This window comes from Kitasatospora sp. NA04385, from assembly GCF_013364235.1.
GTDB lineage: Bacteria > Actinomycetota > Actinomycetes > Streptomycetales > Streptomycetaceae > Kitasatospora.
The window spans coordinates 7,923,762-7,938,981 of record NZ_CP054919.1 but is presented as its reverse complement, the minus strand read 5'-3'; the positions used below and the strand labels follow the sequence as shown (position 1 = coordinate 7,938,981).

Here is a 15,220-nt window from a genome sequence, read left to right as displayed (position 1 = left end):
GTGGAGAGCCCTGGGGGGTGGCGTGGTGGCGGAGAGTCCGTCGGGTGAGGGCGTCCTGTCGGGGGAGGCGGGCTTCGAGTTCTGGCGGGAGACGACGGCCCGCAGTCGGGCGGCCGACATGACCAGTGATCACGTCGAGACGTTCACGGGGCGGGTGCGGCAGACCCGGCTGGGGCCCGTCACGGTGCTGCGGATGTCGGTGCCGTCGATCCGGGTGCGGCGGACCAGGAAGATGGTCAGGAGTTCGGACGAGGAGTGCTACCACCTGACGCTGCTGACCCGGGGCAGCGGTGCCGCCCTGGGCGAACGGCCGGGCCCGGAGGCGGTGTTGGCCGAGGGCGGCCTCCACCTGGTGAGCAGTTCCCGCCCGTACAACAGCCTGTTCTTCGACTCGCACGGGGGCGCGGGGCAGCAGCCGCGGGTGGCGGGGCTGGGCGTCGACCTGCCGATGTCGCTGCTGCCGATCCCGCCGGACCGGCTGAGCACCCTGATCGGACGGAGCCTGCCCGGGCTGGAGGGCTCGGGGGCGCTGCTGTCGCAGTTCCTGCTCGGCCTGGACCGCCAGGCCGAGGTGCTGCGCCCGGCGGAGGCGTCCGCGCTCGGGACCGTGGTGGTGGATCTGGTGGCGGCCTGGCTGACCCGGGAGCTGGAGTGCGAGGACGCCCTGACGCCCGAGGCGCGACGCCGCGAACTCGTGGAGAGCGTACGGGCGTTCGTCCGGCGCCGGCTGCACGATCCCGAGCTGGCCCCGCCGGTGATCGCCGCCGCGCACCACGTCTCGCTCAGCCACCTGCACCAGCGGTTCACCGAGCTCTCCGGGGGCGAGACCCTCGCCGCGTACATCCGCCGCCAGCGCATGCAGAAGGCGTACCGCGACCTCGCCGACCCCGCCCTGCGCGCCCTGCCCGTCCGGGCGGTCGCGGCCCGCTGCGGCATCCCCCGCGCCCCCGAGTTCAGCCGCGCGTTCAGGACGGCCCACGGCCTCTCCCCCCGCGAGCACCGCGCCCGGGCTCTGCTCGCCCCGTGACGGCGGGAGCCGGGCACGGGGCCGACCGCAGGACGGGACGCCGGGCCGGACGCCGGGCGGGTGCTCAGCGGCGGAGCGGGGAGCCGACCCGGTGCAGGGTGCCCTCCGGGTCGACGTAGCCGAACTCGCGCAGGCCGTACGGGGTGTCGGCCGGATCGGTCAGCCGCCCCGGCGCGTCCGCCGCCGCCCACTCGGCGTGCAGCGCGTCCGCGTCCGACACGTACAGGTAGACCACCGCGCCGGTGCGCAGCGGGTCGTGCTCGGCCCACTCGGTCAGGTGGAGCTCCACCGCGCCGCGCGAGACGAAGCCGTACTCGGAGCCGTCCTCGTACGGTTCGGTGGTGAACCCGAGGCGGCCGTAGCGGGCCAGGGCGGCGGCCAGGTCGCGGACCGGCACCACCGGAGCGACCTTCTCGAACGCGACGGGGCCGGGGCCGGGGCCGGGCTGTGCGGACACGTGCTCCTCCGAGGACGGGCGGCGGACGCGCCCGGACCGGGCGCATCCCTCGGGAGAAGTATCCCGAGGGATGCGCCCGCCGGACCACGGGCCGACCCGGGCCACGGGCAGACCCGGGCCACGAGCAGACCGGAGCGACGGGCCGACCCGGGCCCGAGCGGTCATCTGCGGCACGCGGCGGAGACCGGCTACGGCTCGCCGTCCCGGTGGCGGGGCGGCGCGGGGCGGCCTCAGCCGGAGAGGATGCGGGCCTTCTGGGCGGCCAGTTCCTCGTCGGTGAGGATGCCCTGTTCCTTGAGCGCCGCCAGCTGCTGGAGCTGCTCCAGCTTCTGGTCCATGGTCGGCGAGGCCGTGGCGGGCCCGGGCGGCGGTGCCGGGGCTACCGGCACGGGGGCGACCGGAGCGGGGGCGGGGGCCTGCACGTACTGGGTCTCCTGCTCGGCCCAGCGACCGGCTTGGCGGCGGGAGACCCGGTTCGAGACGGCGGTGGCGGTCCCGGCGACGACGGCGGTGCGGGCCACTCCGCGGAGCAGTCCGGGCATGGCTTCCTCCTTCGGGGCGGTGCGGTGCGGTGAGGGGGGCGGTGCGGTGAGGCGTCGGGGCGCGGTCGTCAGCTGGACGGGCCGGGCGACTCGATGCTGTCGAGGACCTCGACGAGGTCCTGCAGCGGGACGCGTCCACCGGCGACCATCCGGGCGTCGGCCCGGCGCAGGGCGGCGGCCAGGGGCGCCGCCCACCGGTTCTCGTAGAGCAGGACGGCCGCGCTGTCGCCCGGCTCCAGGAGCGCACCGGCCTCGGCGAGGTCGGTGTCGCCGAGCAGGCCGGAGGACGCGCCCTCGAAGACGGCGAGGTCGAGGCGGCCGTCGCCGGTGAGGTCGGCGATCTCGACGGCCTCGACCGTCCCGTCGGCGCCCTTGCGCACGAACGTGAGGTCCAGGATGCGGATGATCGCGCGGTCGACCAGGTCGATGAGCAGCGGAAGGCCCTCGCCGGTGAGTCGGCTGCCCGGGAAGGAGATCACCAGGTAGTCGATCGGGCCGAGCTCTTCCGGGTCGGGGGATCGGTCGTTCACGTCAACTCCAGGAGGACGCCGTCCGGCCGCCGGTACGGCGGCCGGGGCCGGTGCCGGGGCGGCGCCCCGGTCTCGGTTCGGTCCCACGCTAACGCCGGTGTCCGGTCGCCGCCCGGCGGCACCGGAGCGGGGCGGGCGGGAGCCGGGCGGGCGGGTGCGGTGGCGCTCCCCGCGCACCCGGACGGGTGAGGCCGGAAGATGGTGGGGAGGGTCCGGTGTCCCCGTGCGACCTGGAGGGTTGCGGTGAAAGACCTCGAGTTCACCCAGAAGCGCGCGCTGTCCCGCGCCGAAGCCGCCGACCAGCTGGAGGCGCTGGCCGCCGCGATCAGGCGGGGCGGCCAGGCGGAGCTGGACCTCGGGCCCGGCCGGCTCACGGTGCGCATCCCCGACGAGCTCCACACCGAGATCGAAGTCGAACTGGACGGCGACGAGATCGAGTTGGAGGTCGAGATGTCGTGGAAGACGGGGGCGTCGGCGGAGTCCTCGGCCGCCGAGGACTGACGGCCGCCGACCACCGCTCGGCCGACGGCCGGGGCCGGGGCCGGGCCCGGGGCCGTCGGCCGGTGGACGGCACCGCCGACGTTCCGCAGGTGTTCCAGGCGTTCGCCGGCGTCCTGGACGAGGCGGACGAGGCGGAGGAAGCGGACGAGGTGCTGGACCGCGCGGCACTCTTCCTCACCCAGCGCGTCCGGGCCTGACGGGGCGTCATGCCGGTGGGGGGAGGCCGCCGGTCGGTGGCAAAGGGCGGGCAAAGTACGATCGGTGGGCTCGTGGTCCTGAGTCTGTGAGGAGTGTCCCCGGATGGTGTTCAAGCGGCTGCTCGGTGCGCTGGGGGTGGGCGGGCCCACCGTCGACACGGTGCTGTCCACTCCGGTGGTGTGCCCGGGCGGGACGGTGCACGGCCAGGTCGAGCTGGTCGGGGGTGAGCGGGACGCCGAGATCAACGGGATCACGCTCTGCCTGGCGGCCCGGGTGGAGGTCGAGTACGAGGACGGGGAGGGGCAGACCACCAGGGAGTTCGCCCGGGTGCAGGTCAGCGGGGCGCTGCGCCTGGCGGCCGGGGAGCGGCGGGCGGTCCCGTTCGCCTTCCCGGTGCCGTGGGAGACGCCGTTGACGGCGATCGGGGGGCACCACCTGTCGGGGATGGCGTTGGGGGTGCGCACCGACGTGGACATCGCGGGGCAGTTGGACCGCGGGGACACCGACCCGCTGGCGGTGGAGCCGCTGCCGGTGCAGCAGCGGGTGCTGGAGGCGCTGTCGGCGCTGGGGTTCCACTTCCACCGGGCCGACCTGGAGGCCGGGCGGATCCACGGGACGGGGCAGACGCTGCCGTTCTACCAGGAGATCGAGTACAAGGCGGCGCCGCAGTTCGCCGGGCGCTGCAACGAGGTCGAGCTGTCCTTCGTGACGGACCCGCACCGGGTCGAGGTGGTGCTGGAGTTCGACAAGCGCGGCATGTTCCACGGCGGCGACTCGGTGCGGACGTTCGTGCTGGACCACGGGGCCGGCCAGCACGATCTGACCGGCACGGTGGACGGCTGGGTCCGGGGCGCGCTGGGGCACTGAGCCCGGGGCGCGGGGGCGGGCAGCGGGCGGGGCCCTCAGGGGGTGTCCGCCGTCCAGTCCCAGCGCCGGGGGTCGGTGGGGCGCGGTTCGTAGTGGGAGCGGCCCTCGCCGCCGTGGCGGCCGAGGTGGGTGGAGAGGGCGGCGCCGGTGGCGAGCGCCTCGGCGTCCCAGCCCGTGACGTCCAGCAGGAGCCCGTCGAGGGGCCCGCCGACCAGTTCCCGGTAGGCGCGGCCGGGACGGGGCCCCGGGTCCTCGTGGTCGGCCCCGTAGACCCGGCCCCGCAGCAGCAGTTCGTCGTACGCGTCGTCCATCCGGCCAGGGTGCCACCTGGCACCGACACCCGGACCGTCCGAAACCGGACCGTCCGAAACCGCTCCGCCCGCCCGCCCGCAGACGGCCGGGCAGGGCGGGCGTCGCGGGGTCAGGCCGGCAGGTCGGTCTCGGCCGCGAGCATGTCGGCGACGCTCTGGCGGCGGCGGATGAGCCGGGCCTCGGGGCCGTCGACCAGGACCTCGGGGACCAGCGGGCGGGAGTTGTAGGTGGAGGACATGCTCGCGCCGTAAGCGCCCGCGTCGTGGAAGACCAGCAGGTCGCCGATCTCGGTGCGCGGCAGCGGGACGGAGTGGACCAGGCCGCCCTCGGACTGGGTGAAGACGTCGCCGGACTCGCACAGCGGGCCGGCCAGGACGGTGTCCAGCGGCTCGCCGGTGCGGGGTTCGCCGCTGGCGCCGTCGAGGACGGAGACCTGGTGGCTGCTGCCGTACATGGCGGGCCGCATCAGGTCGTTGAAGCCGGCGTCGGACAGCACGAACCAGTTGCTGCCCATCGGCTTCTGGGCGCGCACCTCGGCGGCCAGCACGCCGGAGTTCGCGACCAGGAAGCGGCCGGGCTCGATCTCCAGCCGGACGGGGTGGCCGAGCCGGGCGGCGAGTTCCTGCCGGGCGGCGTCCCACAGCCGGAAGTAGCGCTCGGTGTCGACCTCCTGTTCGCCGGGCCCGTAGGGCACCGAGAGGCCGCCGCCGGCCGAGATGGCGCGCACGTCGCGGCCGGAGACCAGGACCTGCTTGACCATGGTCTCGCAGACGTTCTCCAGGTGGCCGTAGTCGACCCCGGAGCCGATGTGCATGTGCAGGCCGATCAGGTCGAGGCCGTGGCGGTCGACCAGCGCGAGGCTCTCCTCCAGGTGCTCGTGCCAGATGCCGTGCTTGCTGTGCTCGCCGCCGGTGTTGGTCTTGCGGCTGTGGCCGTGGCCGAAGCCGGGGTTGATCCGAATCCAGACGGGGTGGCCGGGCGAGGCCTGGCCGACCTGGTCCAGCATCTGCGGGGAGCCGGCGTTGACCGGGACGCCGAGTTCGACGACCCGGCGCAGCGCGCTGCGGCTGAGCAGGTCGGCGGTGAAGACGATGGGCTCGTCCTGGCCGCCGACCCGGTAGCCGGCGAGCAGGGCCCGTTCGACCTCCCCCTCGGAGACGGCGTCGACCAGGACGCCCTCCTCGCGCATCAGGCGCAGGATGTGGATGTTGGAGCAGGCCTTCTGCGCGAAGCGGATCACGTCGAAGGAGCGCAGCTTGGCGATCTGGCCGCGGATGGTCTGCGCGTCGTACGCCCACAGCGGGGTGCCGTGTTCGGCGGCGAGGGCCGCGAGGCGGGGGCCGTCGACGGCGCCGGGGAGGGTGGGCAGCCCGGTGGGCGTGCCGGCAGGGGAGGTCATGGGGTCTTCAGTCCTTCTCACCGATCATCAGCTCGATCCCCAGATCTTCCTCCAAACCGTGCAGGATCTGCTCGGCTGCCCGAACCACGGACAGATGATCTTCACCTCGCAGGATGAAGCGGGCGACGATCTGCCCGGCGGCGACGTCGCGGCCCGGTCCGGTGCGGTAGCTGTCGAAGCCGACGACCTGCAGGACGTCGGGGTGGCGGGCGGCGCGCTCCAGGGTGGCGGCGGGGTCGAGGGTGCCGCCGTGGCGGGCCATCACCTTGCGTCCGCCGACGCAACCGTCGGTCGGGGCGGGGGCGTTGACCTCGGCGTCCGGGTCGAGGATCTCCAGCAGCCCGGTGAAGACGTCGGTGCCGGTGGCGTGCTTGTAGATGGTGGGCAGGGCGCCGCCCATGACGCGGGGGTTGACCTCGACGAGGACCGGGCCGCGCTCGGTGTGGATGATCTCCAGGTGGAAGACGCCGAGGTCGAGCCCGAGGGCGCGGCAGACCTCGACGGCGTAGGCGATGCAGTCCTCGCGCTGCCGCGGGGGCAGGTTGGAGGGGATGTAGGAGCCGAGCTCGACCACCTCGTCCTGGGCCCAGCGGAACCGGCCGGAGACGCAGTAGGGGGTGAACTCGCCGTTCTTGACCCCGAGTTCGACCGAGACCAGCGGGCCGGTCAGGTACTCCTCGACCAGGATGCCGCGCCGGAACTGGCCGTGCCAGTCGGCGGGGACGGCGTCGAGCCCGGTGAGGATGCCGCGGCAGCCCTCGGCGGCCTCCTCGGGGGTGCGGGCCACGTAGGAGAGCAGGCTGTCGCCGCCGGACGGGGGCTTGAGGATGACGGGGTAGCCGATGCGTTCGGCGGCGGCGAGGACCTCCGCCTCGTCGGCGGCCAGCGCGTGGCGGGCGGAGGCGAGGCCGGCCCGGTCGAGGGCCTCGCGGCAGCGGTCCTTGCGGCGGGCGGTCAGGACGGCGTCGGGGTCGGTGCCGCGCAGCCCGAGGGTGCGGCAGGCGTGGGCGACCGCCTCGGTGCACATCTCGTGCTGGCTGGTGACGACGTCGATGGGGTGGTCGGCGTGCCGGGCGGCGAGCGCGGCGGTGACGGCCCCGGGGTCGGTGGTGACGAGGCCGTCGACGAGGTGGTCGACGGCGCCGAGGATGCGCAGGTTCTGCTCGGTGGGCGGGTAGAGCGGGTCCGCGGACTGCAGGAAGGTCACGCGGTGGCCGGCCTCCGTGGCGAGCCGGACGGCTTCCAGGGCGGCGGGGTTGGAGTCGACGAACGCGATGTGCATGGTGTTCTGCCTTGCTGCGGTCGGGTCCGGGGCCGGCCCCGCGGGTCGGGGGCCGGGCCGGTGCGGAACGGTCAGAGCGGGTGGGCGATCAGCCCGTCCAGGCGCGGGACGGTGCCCTCGGGGACGGCGGCGCAGCGCTCGGCGAGCGCGGCGGCGAGGTCCGGGAGGAGCGGGGCGGCCTGTTCGGCCAGGACGCGGACGCCCGCGACGGCCAGGGCCGGGTCCTGGTCGGCCTTGGCGGCGAGCAGGGCGAGCAGGTTGGCCGTGCTCTCGGCGGCCTGCCGGAGCGAGAAGGTCTCCAGGGTGTAGGCGCGGCGCATGCGGTCACGGTAGCGGTCGAGCAGCGCGGTGGTCCCGGGCCCGGCGGGGGCGGGCTGCCCGGTGCGCGGGGCGAGGGCGGCGGCGAGCGCGGTGAGCGGCGCGTGCAGGCGGGTGCGGACGCTCTCGGTGAAGCCGGCCTCGGTGAAGTCGGAGACCTGGTGCTCGGGGTTGTCGAGGGCGAGGTGGAAGCGGACGTTGTCGGCGCCGTACTTGCCGACCAGGTCGCGGGCCCAGATCAGGTGGCGCCGGCTGGTGGAGAACTTGGCGCCCTCCAGGTGGTAGAACTCGTTGGTCACGATGGCGGTGGGGGTGAGCAGGCCGCCGTGGGCGAAGGCGAGTCCCAGGTGGGCGAGCGAGAAGTAGAAGGTGTTGTCGTAGCCGAGGAACTGGACGAGTTCGTAGCCGGAGTCGGCGGCCCAGACGTCGCCGCGGTGCGCGGGGGCGCGGCGGGCGCGGGCGGTCTCGCTCATGACGCGCAGGCCGGGCAGCATCTCGGCCCAGACGTTGAACACCTGGCCCTCGAAGCCGTCCAGGCCGACCGGGATGCCCCACTGGGCGGGGTAGCTGACCGGGAAGTCGGGCAGCGGGCGGTCGAGCATCTCCCGGACGAAGCGCAGCACGTGCGGCCGCATGGTGGCGGCGCGTTCGCGGTAGAAGTCGGTGAAGCGCTCGCGGTAGTGCTCCAGCGGCAGGACGAGGATCTCGACCTCGCGCGGCTCGGTGCCGGTGCCGGCCGCGGTGCCGGTGCCGGCGGGGTAGAGCAGCGAGCCGGTGTCGTTGGGGTGGCCGCAGTTCTCGCAGATGGCGCCGCAGGTGGCGACCAGGCACTCGGGGCAGTGGCCGGTGGCGAAGGCCTCCAGCAGGAAGCGGTCGGTGGTGGCGCAGTACGGGAACGTCCAGGTGCGGCGCTCCAGTTTCCCGGTGCGGTACAGGTCGGTGAAGAAGGCCCGGACGTCGGCGCGGTAGTCGTCGTCGGGGCTGGTGAAGGCGTCGATGTCGATCCGGGCGAGGGCGAGGGTCTCGCGGATCTCCTCGTTGCAGCGGGCGGCGAGTTCGACCGGGTCCAGGCCCAGGCGCTGGGCGGTGGTGACCACGTAGGTCTGGTGGTCGTCGCCGCCGGAGGCGTAGAGGGCGGTGTGGCCGAGCATCCGCTGGGCGCGGCTGAACACGTCGGCGCCCAGGTAGGGGCCGGAGAGGTGGCCGACGTGCAGGTCGCCGTTGGTGGTGGGCGGGGTGGCGGTGACCAGGAAGGCGCGGGCGGCCATCACTCGCCCCCGAGCGGGCCGAGCGACCAGACGGACAGCAGTTCGAGCTCCTCGGTGGCGGAGCCGTTCTCGAAGTGGTGGACCTGGTGCGAGCCGACGACGATCGCGTCGCCGGGGCCGACCTCGGCGCGCTCGCCCTCGACCTCGACGGTGCCGCTGCCGCGCACCACGTAGAACTGCTCGTGGTCGACGTGCGAGTGCGGGGTGGTGGCGGTGCCGGGGGCGACCGTGCACACGCCCATGCCGGTGTCGGAGGGGCCGGAGCGCTGCCAGGGCAGGATCCGGCGGAACTCGCAGCCGTACTCCTCGCGGGTGGGGGCGTCGGCCCGCCGCTGGATCTGGATGCCGCTCATGCGTGCGCTCCTTGCAGGAGGTGGTCGGTGGGGGCGGGACGGGCGGCCCCGTCGGCGGCGTCGACGGCGTCGAGGATGTCGCCGGCGCGGTGCGCGATCAGGGAGAGCAGGGTGCTGGTGAGGCCGTGGGTGTGCTCGGCGGCGCCGTGCAGGAAGACCTTGGGGGCGAAGCCGGGGGCGGTGCGCACCGAGTAGTCGCGGTCGACGAGCAGCCGGCCGTCCTCGTCGCGCAGCAGGTACCGGTCGAGGCCGGCGAGCAGTCCGCGGGCCTCGGTGAAGTCGTAGCCGGTGGCGAGGACGACGGCGTCGTACTCCTCGGTGCGCTCCTCGCCGGTGAGCAGGTCGCGCAGGGTGGCGGCGGCGCCCGGTCCGGCGGCCCGGCAGGCGGTGAGCTCGGTGAAGCGGCGCACCGCCAGCCGCTGCCCGCCGCGCACCTGCTGGTCGTAGAGGAGTCCGGCGACGGCGTCGATGTCGGTGTCGTCGACGGCGGCGTAGTTGGTGGTGCGCAGTTCGGCCAGGATGCCGCGGCGGCGGGCCGGGGCGGCGCCGTGGAACAGGTCGACCGCGGCGGGGGCGAAGATGGCGTTGGCCAGGGCGCTGCTGTTGGCGGGCTGCAGGGCGAAGCCGCGGTGGGCGAGCGTGACGGCGGCGGCGGGGAACTCGGCCGCCAGGTACTGGAAGGCCTCGGCGGCGCTCTGTCCGGCGCCGACCACCAGGAAGCGGTGCGGCAGCTCGCGGCCGCGCCGGTGGAAGGGCTGGATGCCGGTCAGGAAGGCGCTGTTGTGGAGGACGGCGCCGCTCTCCCGGGCGGCGGGGTCGACGCCGCGGGGGACGACCGGGGAGCCGCCGGGGGCCACCGAGACGTGGTCGGCGGTGGTGGTGTGCCGGGTGCCGTCGGGGCCGCGGTGGTCCACTTCGAGGTGGGTGACGGTGCCGTCGGGGGCGACGGCGGGGCGGATCGCCTCGGCCCGGTGCCCGTAGCTGGCGTAGCCGGGCAGCCGGGCGGCCGCCCAGCGGAAGTACTCGACGAACTCGTGCCGGGTCGGGTTGAGGGTGGCGAGGTCGAGGAACTGCTCCAGCCGGCCGTGGGCGACCAGGAAGTTGACGAAGCTGAACGGGCTGGTCGGCTCCCGGGGGGTGACCAGGTCCTTGAGGAAGGCGACCTGCATCCGGGCGCCGGGCAGCAGCATGTCCGGGTGCCAGGCGAAGGACGCGCGGGCCTCCAGGAAGTGCACGCTCCCCGCGCCGCCGGCGGCCGCCCGGGAGGCGTGCAGGGCGGCCATGGACAGGTGCGAGGGACCGAACCCGATGCCGAGCAGCCGCTGGTGCGGCAGGCCGGCGGTGGCGGGGGACGTGGTCATGGTGGTGTCGGCCTCTTCCCGGGTCAGCCGGCCTGCACGGACGGGTCGGACGGGTCGGACGGGTCGGCGTCGGTCCGCTCGGCGGGCTCGGTCGTCACCGGCGTCGCGGTGGCGAGGGCCGGGCCGCTGCCGGGGCGGTAGTGGGCGTAGAACTTCTTGGTCGGCTCGACCACCTCCCAGGTCCCGGTGAAGCCGGCCGGTACCACGATGGTGTCGCCGGGGTGGAAGGTCCGGGCGTTGCCGTCCTCGTCGGCGATCACGACCTGGCCGTACAGCATGTGGTAGAACTCGTCCTCCTCGTAGACGGCCCGGAACTTGCCGGGGGTGCTCTCCCAGATGCCGGCCGTGAACGCGCCGTCGGGGCTGGCGAACTGCAGCGTGTTGGTGATGGCGAGCTCGCCGGCGATCCACCGGTCGGGGCCCTTGCGGACGTGCCGCACCTCGCCCTCGCTCTCGCCGAACACGACGATGTCCTTGATGCTCCTGCTGCTCACGGGGTGTCTCACTTCCTGCTGGTGGCGGGCTCGGGGTGGTCGGTGCGCTCGGCGTGCCGGTCGGCGTGCCGGTCGAGGATCAGGGCGAGGCGCTGCGCGGCGTCCGCCCGGACGACCGTGTGGTGGGTGCCCGGCTCGGTGCGGACCTCGGTGCCGGGCGGGACGAGGGCGCCGGGGTGCTCCTGCGCGGGCGTCAGGCCGGGGAAGGCGCCGGGGCGTTCGCCGCCCGCGCGGACGAAGGTCTGCGGGCAGCGGCCGGGCAGCGGCCGGGGCCGGTGGGCCAGCAGCAGCCGGTACAAGGCGCGGTACTGGTCGTGCAGGGCGCGCAGGGCCTGCGGGGGCTCGTCGGGCAGGTGCCGGGCGGCGAGGTGGCCGAACGGGTCGGGGTGCCCGGCGGGGACGCGCAGGTCCGGGGCGTCGGTGTCGCCCCGGCCGAGGTGGTCGGCGAAGAAGTCGGCCGCGGTGGCGGCCTCCCCCGCCGCGGGGACGCCGTCCGGGCCGGCGGGGGCGGCCACGAAGCTGTCGACCAGGGTGAGCGAGCGCGGGGCGTCGGGCAGCCGGTGGGCGATCTCGGCGGCGAGCACGCCGCCGAGCGACCAGCCGAGCAGGTGGACGGGGGTGCCGAGGGCGGCGACCGCGGCGGCGTACTCGTCGGCCAGTTCGCCGAGCGTGCCGGGCAGTTCGGCGGCGGCCGGGCTCTGCAGGCCGTGCACGGCGAAGCGGGCGGGCAGGGCCTCGATCAGGTCGCGGTAGCCCAGCAGGTGGCCGCCGACGGGGTGCACCAGCACCACGGTCTCCGGGCCGCCCGCGCGGACGGTCAGCAGGGTGCGGCGGCCGCGGCGGTCCAGGAGCGCGCACTGCCCGGCGACGGTGCCGGCCTCGAACAGGCTGGACAGCGGCAGCCGCACCCCGAACTCCTCGCCGATCAGGCGCAGCAGCCGCACCGCGGTGACGGAGCTGCCGCCGCTGGCGAAGAAGTCGTCGTCGACGGAGCGGACGGTGGTGCCGCAGACCTGCTCCCACAGCCGGGCCAGGGCGCGTTCGCGGTCGGTGCGCGGCGGGCGGCCGGTGGGCGCGCCCCCGGTTTCGGACGCTTCGGACGCTCGGGAGGCTTCCGCGGCGAGGGCGAGCAGGGCGCGGGCGTCGCGCTTGCCGTTGGCGGTCAGCGGCAGCGCGGGGACGCGGTGGAAGGCGCCGGGCACCGCGTAGCCGGGCAGGACGGCGGCCAGGCCGGCCCGCAGGGCGGCCGGGTCGGGGGCCGGGCCGTCCTCGGCGGGGACGACGAAGGCGGTCAGCCGGCTGTCGGCGCCGGTGCCGGTGACGGTGCAGGCGGCGGCGCGCACGCCGGGCTGGGCGGCGAGCTGCTGCTCGACCTCCAGCAGGTCGACCCGGTAGCCGCGGACCTTGGCCTGGCTGTCGACCCGGCCGAGGAACTCCAGGGTGCCGTCGGGCCGGTAGCGGGCGTGGTCGCCGGTGCGGTAGAGGCGTTCCCCGGTGCGCGGGTGGCGCGGGAAGCGTTCGGCGGTCAGTTCGGGCTGGCCGTAGTAGGCGGCGGCGAGGCCGTCGCCGGCGATGTACAGCTCCCCCGGCACCCAGTGCGGGACGTCGGCGAGGCCGGCGTCCAGGACGTGGTAGCGCTGGTTGGCGAGCGGCCGGCCGTAGGGGACGGACTTCCAGGACGGGTCGAGGTCCTCCACCACGTGGTAGTTGGACCAGATCGAGGCCTCGGTGGCGCCGCCGAGGGCGACCAGCCGCGCCCCGGGGCAGGCCGCGCGGATCCGGTCGGGCAGGCCGAGCGGGATCCAGTCGCCGCTGAGCAGGATCAGCCGCAGCCCGCCGAGGACGTCGGCGGCGCGCTCGCCGAGGTGGTCGAGGAGCATCTCCAGCAGCGCCGGGACGGTGTTCCACACGGTGGCGCCGCTGTCGGCCACCCACCGGGCCCACAGCTCGGGGTCGGGGCGGGGGCCGCACGGGGGGACGACGACGGCCGCGCCGGCGTGCAGGGCGCCGAACAGGTCGAAGGCGGAGAGGTCGAAGTGCAGTTCGGACAGCGACAGCAACCGGTCCCCGGGGCCGACGCCGAAGCGCTCGACCATGTCCTGGACGGTGTTGAGCAGCCCGCTGTGCGGGATGGCGACGCCCTTGGGGGTGCCGGTGGAGCCGGAGGTGAAGATCACGTAGGCGAGCGCGTCCGGGTCCTGGGCGGGCAGCCCGTACGCGTCGTCGTCGCCCTCGCCCTCGCCCGAGGCGTCGGCGGCGGCGGGCGGGCGCAGCGCGGTGGCGGTGACGGCGGCGGGGCCGGGCAGGGCGGCGGCCAGCCGGGCGCCCTCGTCGTCGGTGAGCAGGTGGGTGATGGCGTGCCGTTCCAGCAGGGCGGCGATCCGGGCGGGCGGCCAGTCGACGCCGAGCGGGACGTAGCCGGAGCCGTGGGCGAGGGCGGCGAGCGCGGCGAGGTACTGGGCGGGGCTCTTGCGGGCCAGGACGCCGACCAGGCCGCCGGGGCGGGCGCCGGCCCGGTCGAGGTCGCGGGCGGTGCGGGTGGCGGCGGTGGCGGCCTGCCGGTATCCGACGGTGCCGTCGGCGCCGATCAGGGCGGGCCGGTCGGGGGTGTGCGCGGCGCCGGTGCGCAGTCCGTCGAGGACGTCGCCGGGGTCGGTGGGGCGGTGGGTGCGGTTGGCGGCGCGGCGGGCGGCGAGCAGGGCGTCGGGCAGGTCGGGGCGGTGGGTGGCGGTCCAGGTGTGCGGGTCGTCGGCGAGGCGGTGCAGCAGGTCGGCGTGGGCGGCGGCGAGTTCGGCGACCAGGCCGTCGGGGAAGGCGTCGGCGACGTGGTCGAAGGTGCAGACGAGTTCGCCGTCCTCCTCGGAGACCTGGTGGTCGAGCAGGACCTGCGGGGTGTGCATGGCCTTGTACAGCAGGTGCCAGCCGTCGGCGGTCAGGTGCGGGGGCAGCGCTTCGCCGGCGGTGTCGTCGAGGCCGGAGGCGAAGACGAACGGGCTGGCGACCGTCGCGTCGGGGCGGGTGCGCCGGGCGCGGCGGGCGATCTCGACGCCGGAGAGCCACACGTGCGGCAGGTCGGCCATCAGGCGCTGCTGGAGGGCGGCGGCGCGGGCGGTGAAGGTGTCGGCGGTGCCGTCGCACTCCAGCAGCAGGGTGCTGCCGAAGTTGCCGACGCACTGGTCCAGGCCGGGGGTGTCGGCGGCGAGCATGCCGCGGGTGGCGACCAGCACGGTGAGTCCGAAGGAGGGCTGTCCGGACCAGCGGCGCAGCAGTTCGGCGTAGGCGGCGCACAGCACGGTGTTGGCGGACAGGCCGCTCTCCCGGGCGCGTTCGCGCAGCCGGCTCCAGACGGGGGCGGGCAGCCGGTGGCGGACCCGGGCGAAGCGGGCCTCGGCGGGCACGGCGGTGTCGGGCAGCGCGGGCGGGGGCGGCAGTTGGGCGGCGCGGCGGGTCCAGTGGGCGACGGCGTTGCGGTGGGCCTGGCTGTCGCGGTGCCGGTCGAGCGCCTCGGTGTAGCGCCGGAACAGCCCGGGCGGGGTGGGCCCGGGCAGCGGGCGGCCCTCGTAGGCGGCGGCGAGGTCGCGGCAGAGCAGGCCGATGGAGCGGGCGTCCAGGGCGAACAGGCGCAGGGTGAGCAGCACGTACGCGGTGTCGGGGGCCAGGTGGACGGTGCAGCCGAGCTGGGTGCCGGAGTCCAGGGGCGGCAGGTGGTCGGCGGCGTGCTCGCGCAGGCGCAGGAAGGCGGCGCGGGCCAGGTCGGCGTCGAGGTGGCGGTGGTCGGTGACCTGCGGGCCCCAGTGGGCGGGGAGCTCGGTGACGTGCTGGCGGCCGTCGGGGTCGAGGGCGGCGCGGAGCGTCTCGTGCCGGGTGAGGACGGTGCGCAGGGCGGCCGTCCAGCGGGGCAGGTCGAGGCCGGGGACTTCGAAGCCGTGGGCGAGGTGGGCGGGGGTGCGCAGCTGCGGGTAGTGCGCTTCGCCGACGTGGTAGGCGCTCTGCAGGTCGGTCAGCGGGAAGGGGGCGTCGGCGGGTGCGGGGGTGTCGGGCGGGAGGGCGGGGCCGGGCAGGCCGGGGGGGGCGGTGACGGCGGCGAGCACCTCGGGCCGGGCCGCGGTGAGGCGTTCCAGCAGGGGGCCCGGGGTGGCGGGCGGTGCGTCGACGACCAGCCGGCCGCGGCGGGAGCGCACCAGGACGCCGTGCTCGGCGAGTTCGCCGAGCAGGTCCCGGGGGTCCTGCGCGGTGGTGCCGGACGGGGGGTGTTCCATGGTGCTGCCTCTCTGGGCCGGTGGGCGGGCCGGTCGTCGACGTGGTGCGGGG

Annotated in this window: 15 protein-coding genes; 4 read left to right on the top strand and 11 right to left on the bottom strand. The window is 75.6% G+C overall.

From position 1 onward, the window contains the following. Positions 1 to 25: 25 nt before the first annotated feature. Positions 26 to 1,027 carry an AraC family transcriptional regulator gene (locus tag HUT16_RS35180; RefSeq protein WP_254898144.1) on the top strand — a complete coding sequence of 334 codons (1,002 nt, stop codon included), beginning with the start codon at positions 26 to 28 and terminating at the stop codon, positions 1,025 to 1,027. A 64-nt stretch (positions 1,028 to 1,091) separates the two neighbouring features. Here HUT16_RS35180 and HUT16_RS35175 read toward each other — a convergent pair whose 3' ends face one another. The 3 genes from HUT16_RS35175 to HUT16_RS35165 form a co-directional block, all read right to left on the bottom strand. Then, positions 1,092 to 1,484 (bottom strand): VOC family protein, encoded by a 393-nt coding sequence (locus HUT16_RS35175; protein WP_176192053.1) that lies wholly within the window; start codon positions 1,482 to 1,484, stop codon positions 1,092 to 1,094. A 230-nt stretch (positions 1,485 to 1,714) separates the two neighbouring features. After that, positions 1,715 to 2,026: an SHOCT domain-containing protein gene (locus tag HUT16_RS35170; RefSeq protein ID WP_176192052.1), complete on the bottom strand. Its 312-nt coding sequence runs from the start codon at positions 2,024 to 2,026 to the stop codon at positions 1,715 to 1,717. A gap of 68 nt (positions 2,027 to 2,094) precedes the next feature. Beyond that, positions 2,095 to 2,556, bottom strand: coding sequence for a DUF6325 family protein (locus HUT16_RS35165; protein WP_176192051.1), 462 nt, complete (start codon positions 2,554 to 2,556; stop codon positions 2,095 to 2,097). Between the two features lie 243 nt (positions 2,557 to 2,799). Between HUT16_RS35165 and HUT16_RS35160 the strand changes: the two genes are divergently transcribed. From HUT16_RS35160 to HUT16_RS35155, 3 genes are all read left to right on the top strand, one after another. Continuing rightward, complete coding sequence (locus HUT16_RS35160; RefSeq protein WP_176192050.1) at positions 2,800 to 3,057, top strand: amphi-Trp domain-containing protein; 258 nt, start codon at positions 2,800 to 2,802, stop codon at positions 3,055 to 3,057. Positions 3,058 to 3,119: 62 nt separating this feature from the next. After that, entirely contained in the window at positions 3,120 to 3,254 is a 135-nt protein-coding gene (locus tag HUT16_RS39540) for a hypothetical protein (RefSeq protein ID WP_303392123.1), read from the top strand. 103 nt (positions 3,255 to 3,357) lie between these two features. Next, positions 3,358 to 4,122 carry a sporulation protein gene (locus tag HUT16_RS35155; protein ID WP_176192049.1) on the top strand — a complete coding sequence of 255 codons (765 nt, stop codon included), beginning with the start codon at positions 3,358 to 3,360 and terminating at the stop codon, positions 4,120 to 4,122. 35 nt (positions 4,123 to 4,157) lie between these two features. Here the strand turns inward: HUT16_RS35155 and HUT16_RS35150 are convergent, their stop codons facing one another. The 8 genes from HUT16_RS35150 to HUT16_RS35115 all read right to left on the bottom strand — a co-directional run bounded on the left by HUT16_RS35150 (position 4,158) and on the right by HUT16_RS35115 (position 15,168). Then, positions 4,158 to 4,433 (bottom strand): hypothetical protein, encoded by a 276-nt coding sequence (locus HUT16_RS35150; RefSeq protein WP_176192048.1) that lies wholly within the window; start codon positions 4,431 to 4,433, stop codon positions 4,158 to 4,160. Positions 4,434 to 4,543: 110 nt separating this feature from the next. Next, positions 4,544 to 5,833: a diaminopimelate decarboxylase gene (gene lysA, locus HUT16_RS35145; protein ID WP_176192047.1), complete on the bottom strand. Its 1,290-nt coding sequence runs from the start codon at positions 5,831 to 5,833 to the stop codon at positions 4,544 to 4,546. A gap of 7 nt (positions 5,834 to 5,840) precedes the next feature. Beyond that, the gene (locus HUT16_RS35140) at positions 5,841 to 7,115 is read right to left on the bottom strand and encodes an acetyl-CoA carboxylase biotin carboxylase subunit family protein (protein WP_176192046.1); all 1,275 of its coding nucleotides are present in this window, start codon (positions 7,113 to 7,115) and stop codon (positions 5,841 to 5,843) included. 71 nt (positions 7,116 to 7,186) lie between these two features. Next, positions 7,187 to 8,701, bottom strand: a complete 1,515-nt coding sequence (locus tag HUT16_RS35135; RefSeq protein WP_176192045.1) for a class I tRNA ligase family protein — start codon at positions 8,699 to 8,701, stop codon at positions 7,187 to 7,189. Further along, positions 8,701 to 9,054: a cupin domain-containing protein gene (locus HUT16_RS35130; protein WP_176192044.1), complete on the bottom strand. Its 354-nt coding sequence runs from the start codon at positions 9,052 to 9,054 to the stop codon at positions 8,701 to 8,703. The genes HUT16_RS35135 and HUT16_RS35130 overlap by 1 nt, the downstream gene beginning before the upstream one ends. Beyond that, positions 9,051 to 10,415: a SidA/IucD/PvdA family monooxygenase gene (locus HUT16_RS35125; protein ID WP_176192043.1), complete on the bottom strand. Its 1,365-nt coding sequence runs from the start codon at positions 10,413 to 10,415 to the stop codon at positions 9,051 to 9,053. Before HUT16_RS35125 ends, HUT16_RS35130 begins: the two co-directional genes overlap by 4 nt. Before the next feature lie 23 nt (positions 10,416 to 10,438). After that, on the bottom strand, positions 10,439 to 10,909 hold the full coding sequence (locus HUT16_RS35120; protein WP_176192042.1) for a cupin domain-containing protein: 471 nt from the start codon (positions 10,907 to 10,909) through the stop codon (positions 10,439 to 10,441). Between the two features lie 8 nt (positions 10,910 to 10,917). Further along, positions 10,918 to 15,168 carry a non-ribosomal peptide synthetase gene (locus HUT16_RS35115; protein WP_176192041.1) on the bottom strand — a complete coding sequence of 1,417 codons (4,251 nt, stop codon included), beginning with the start codon at positions 15,166 to 15,168 and terminating at the stop codon, positions 10,918 to 10,920. Positions 15,169 to 15,220 lie beyond the last annotated feature (52 nt).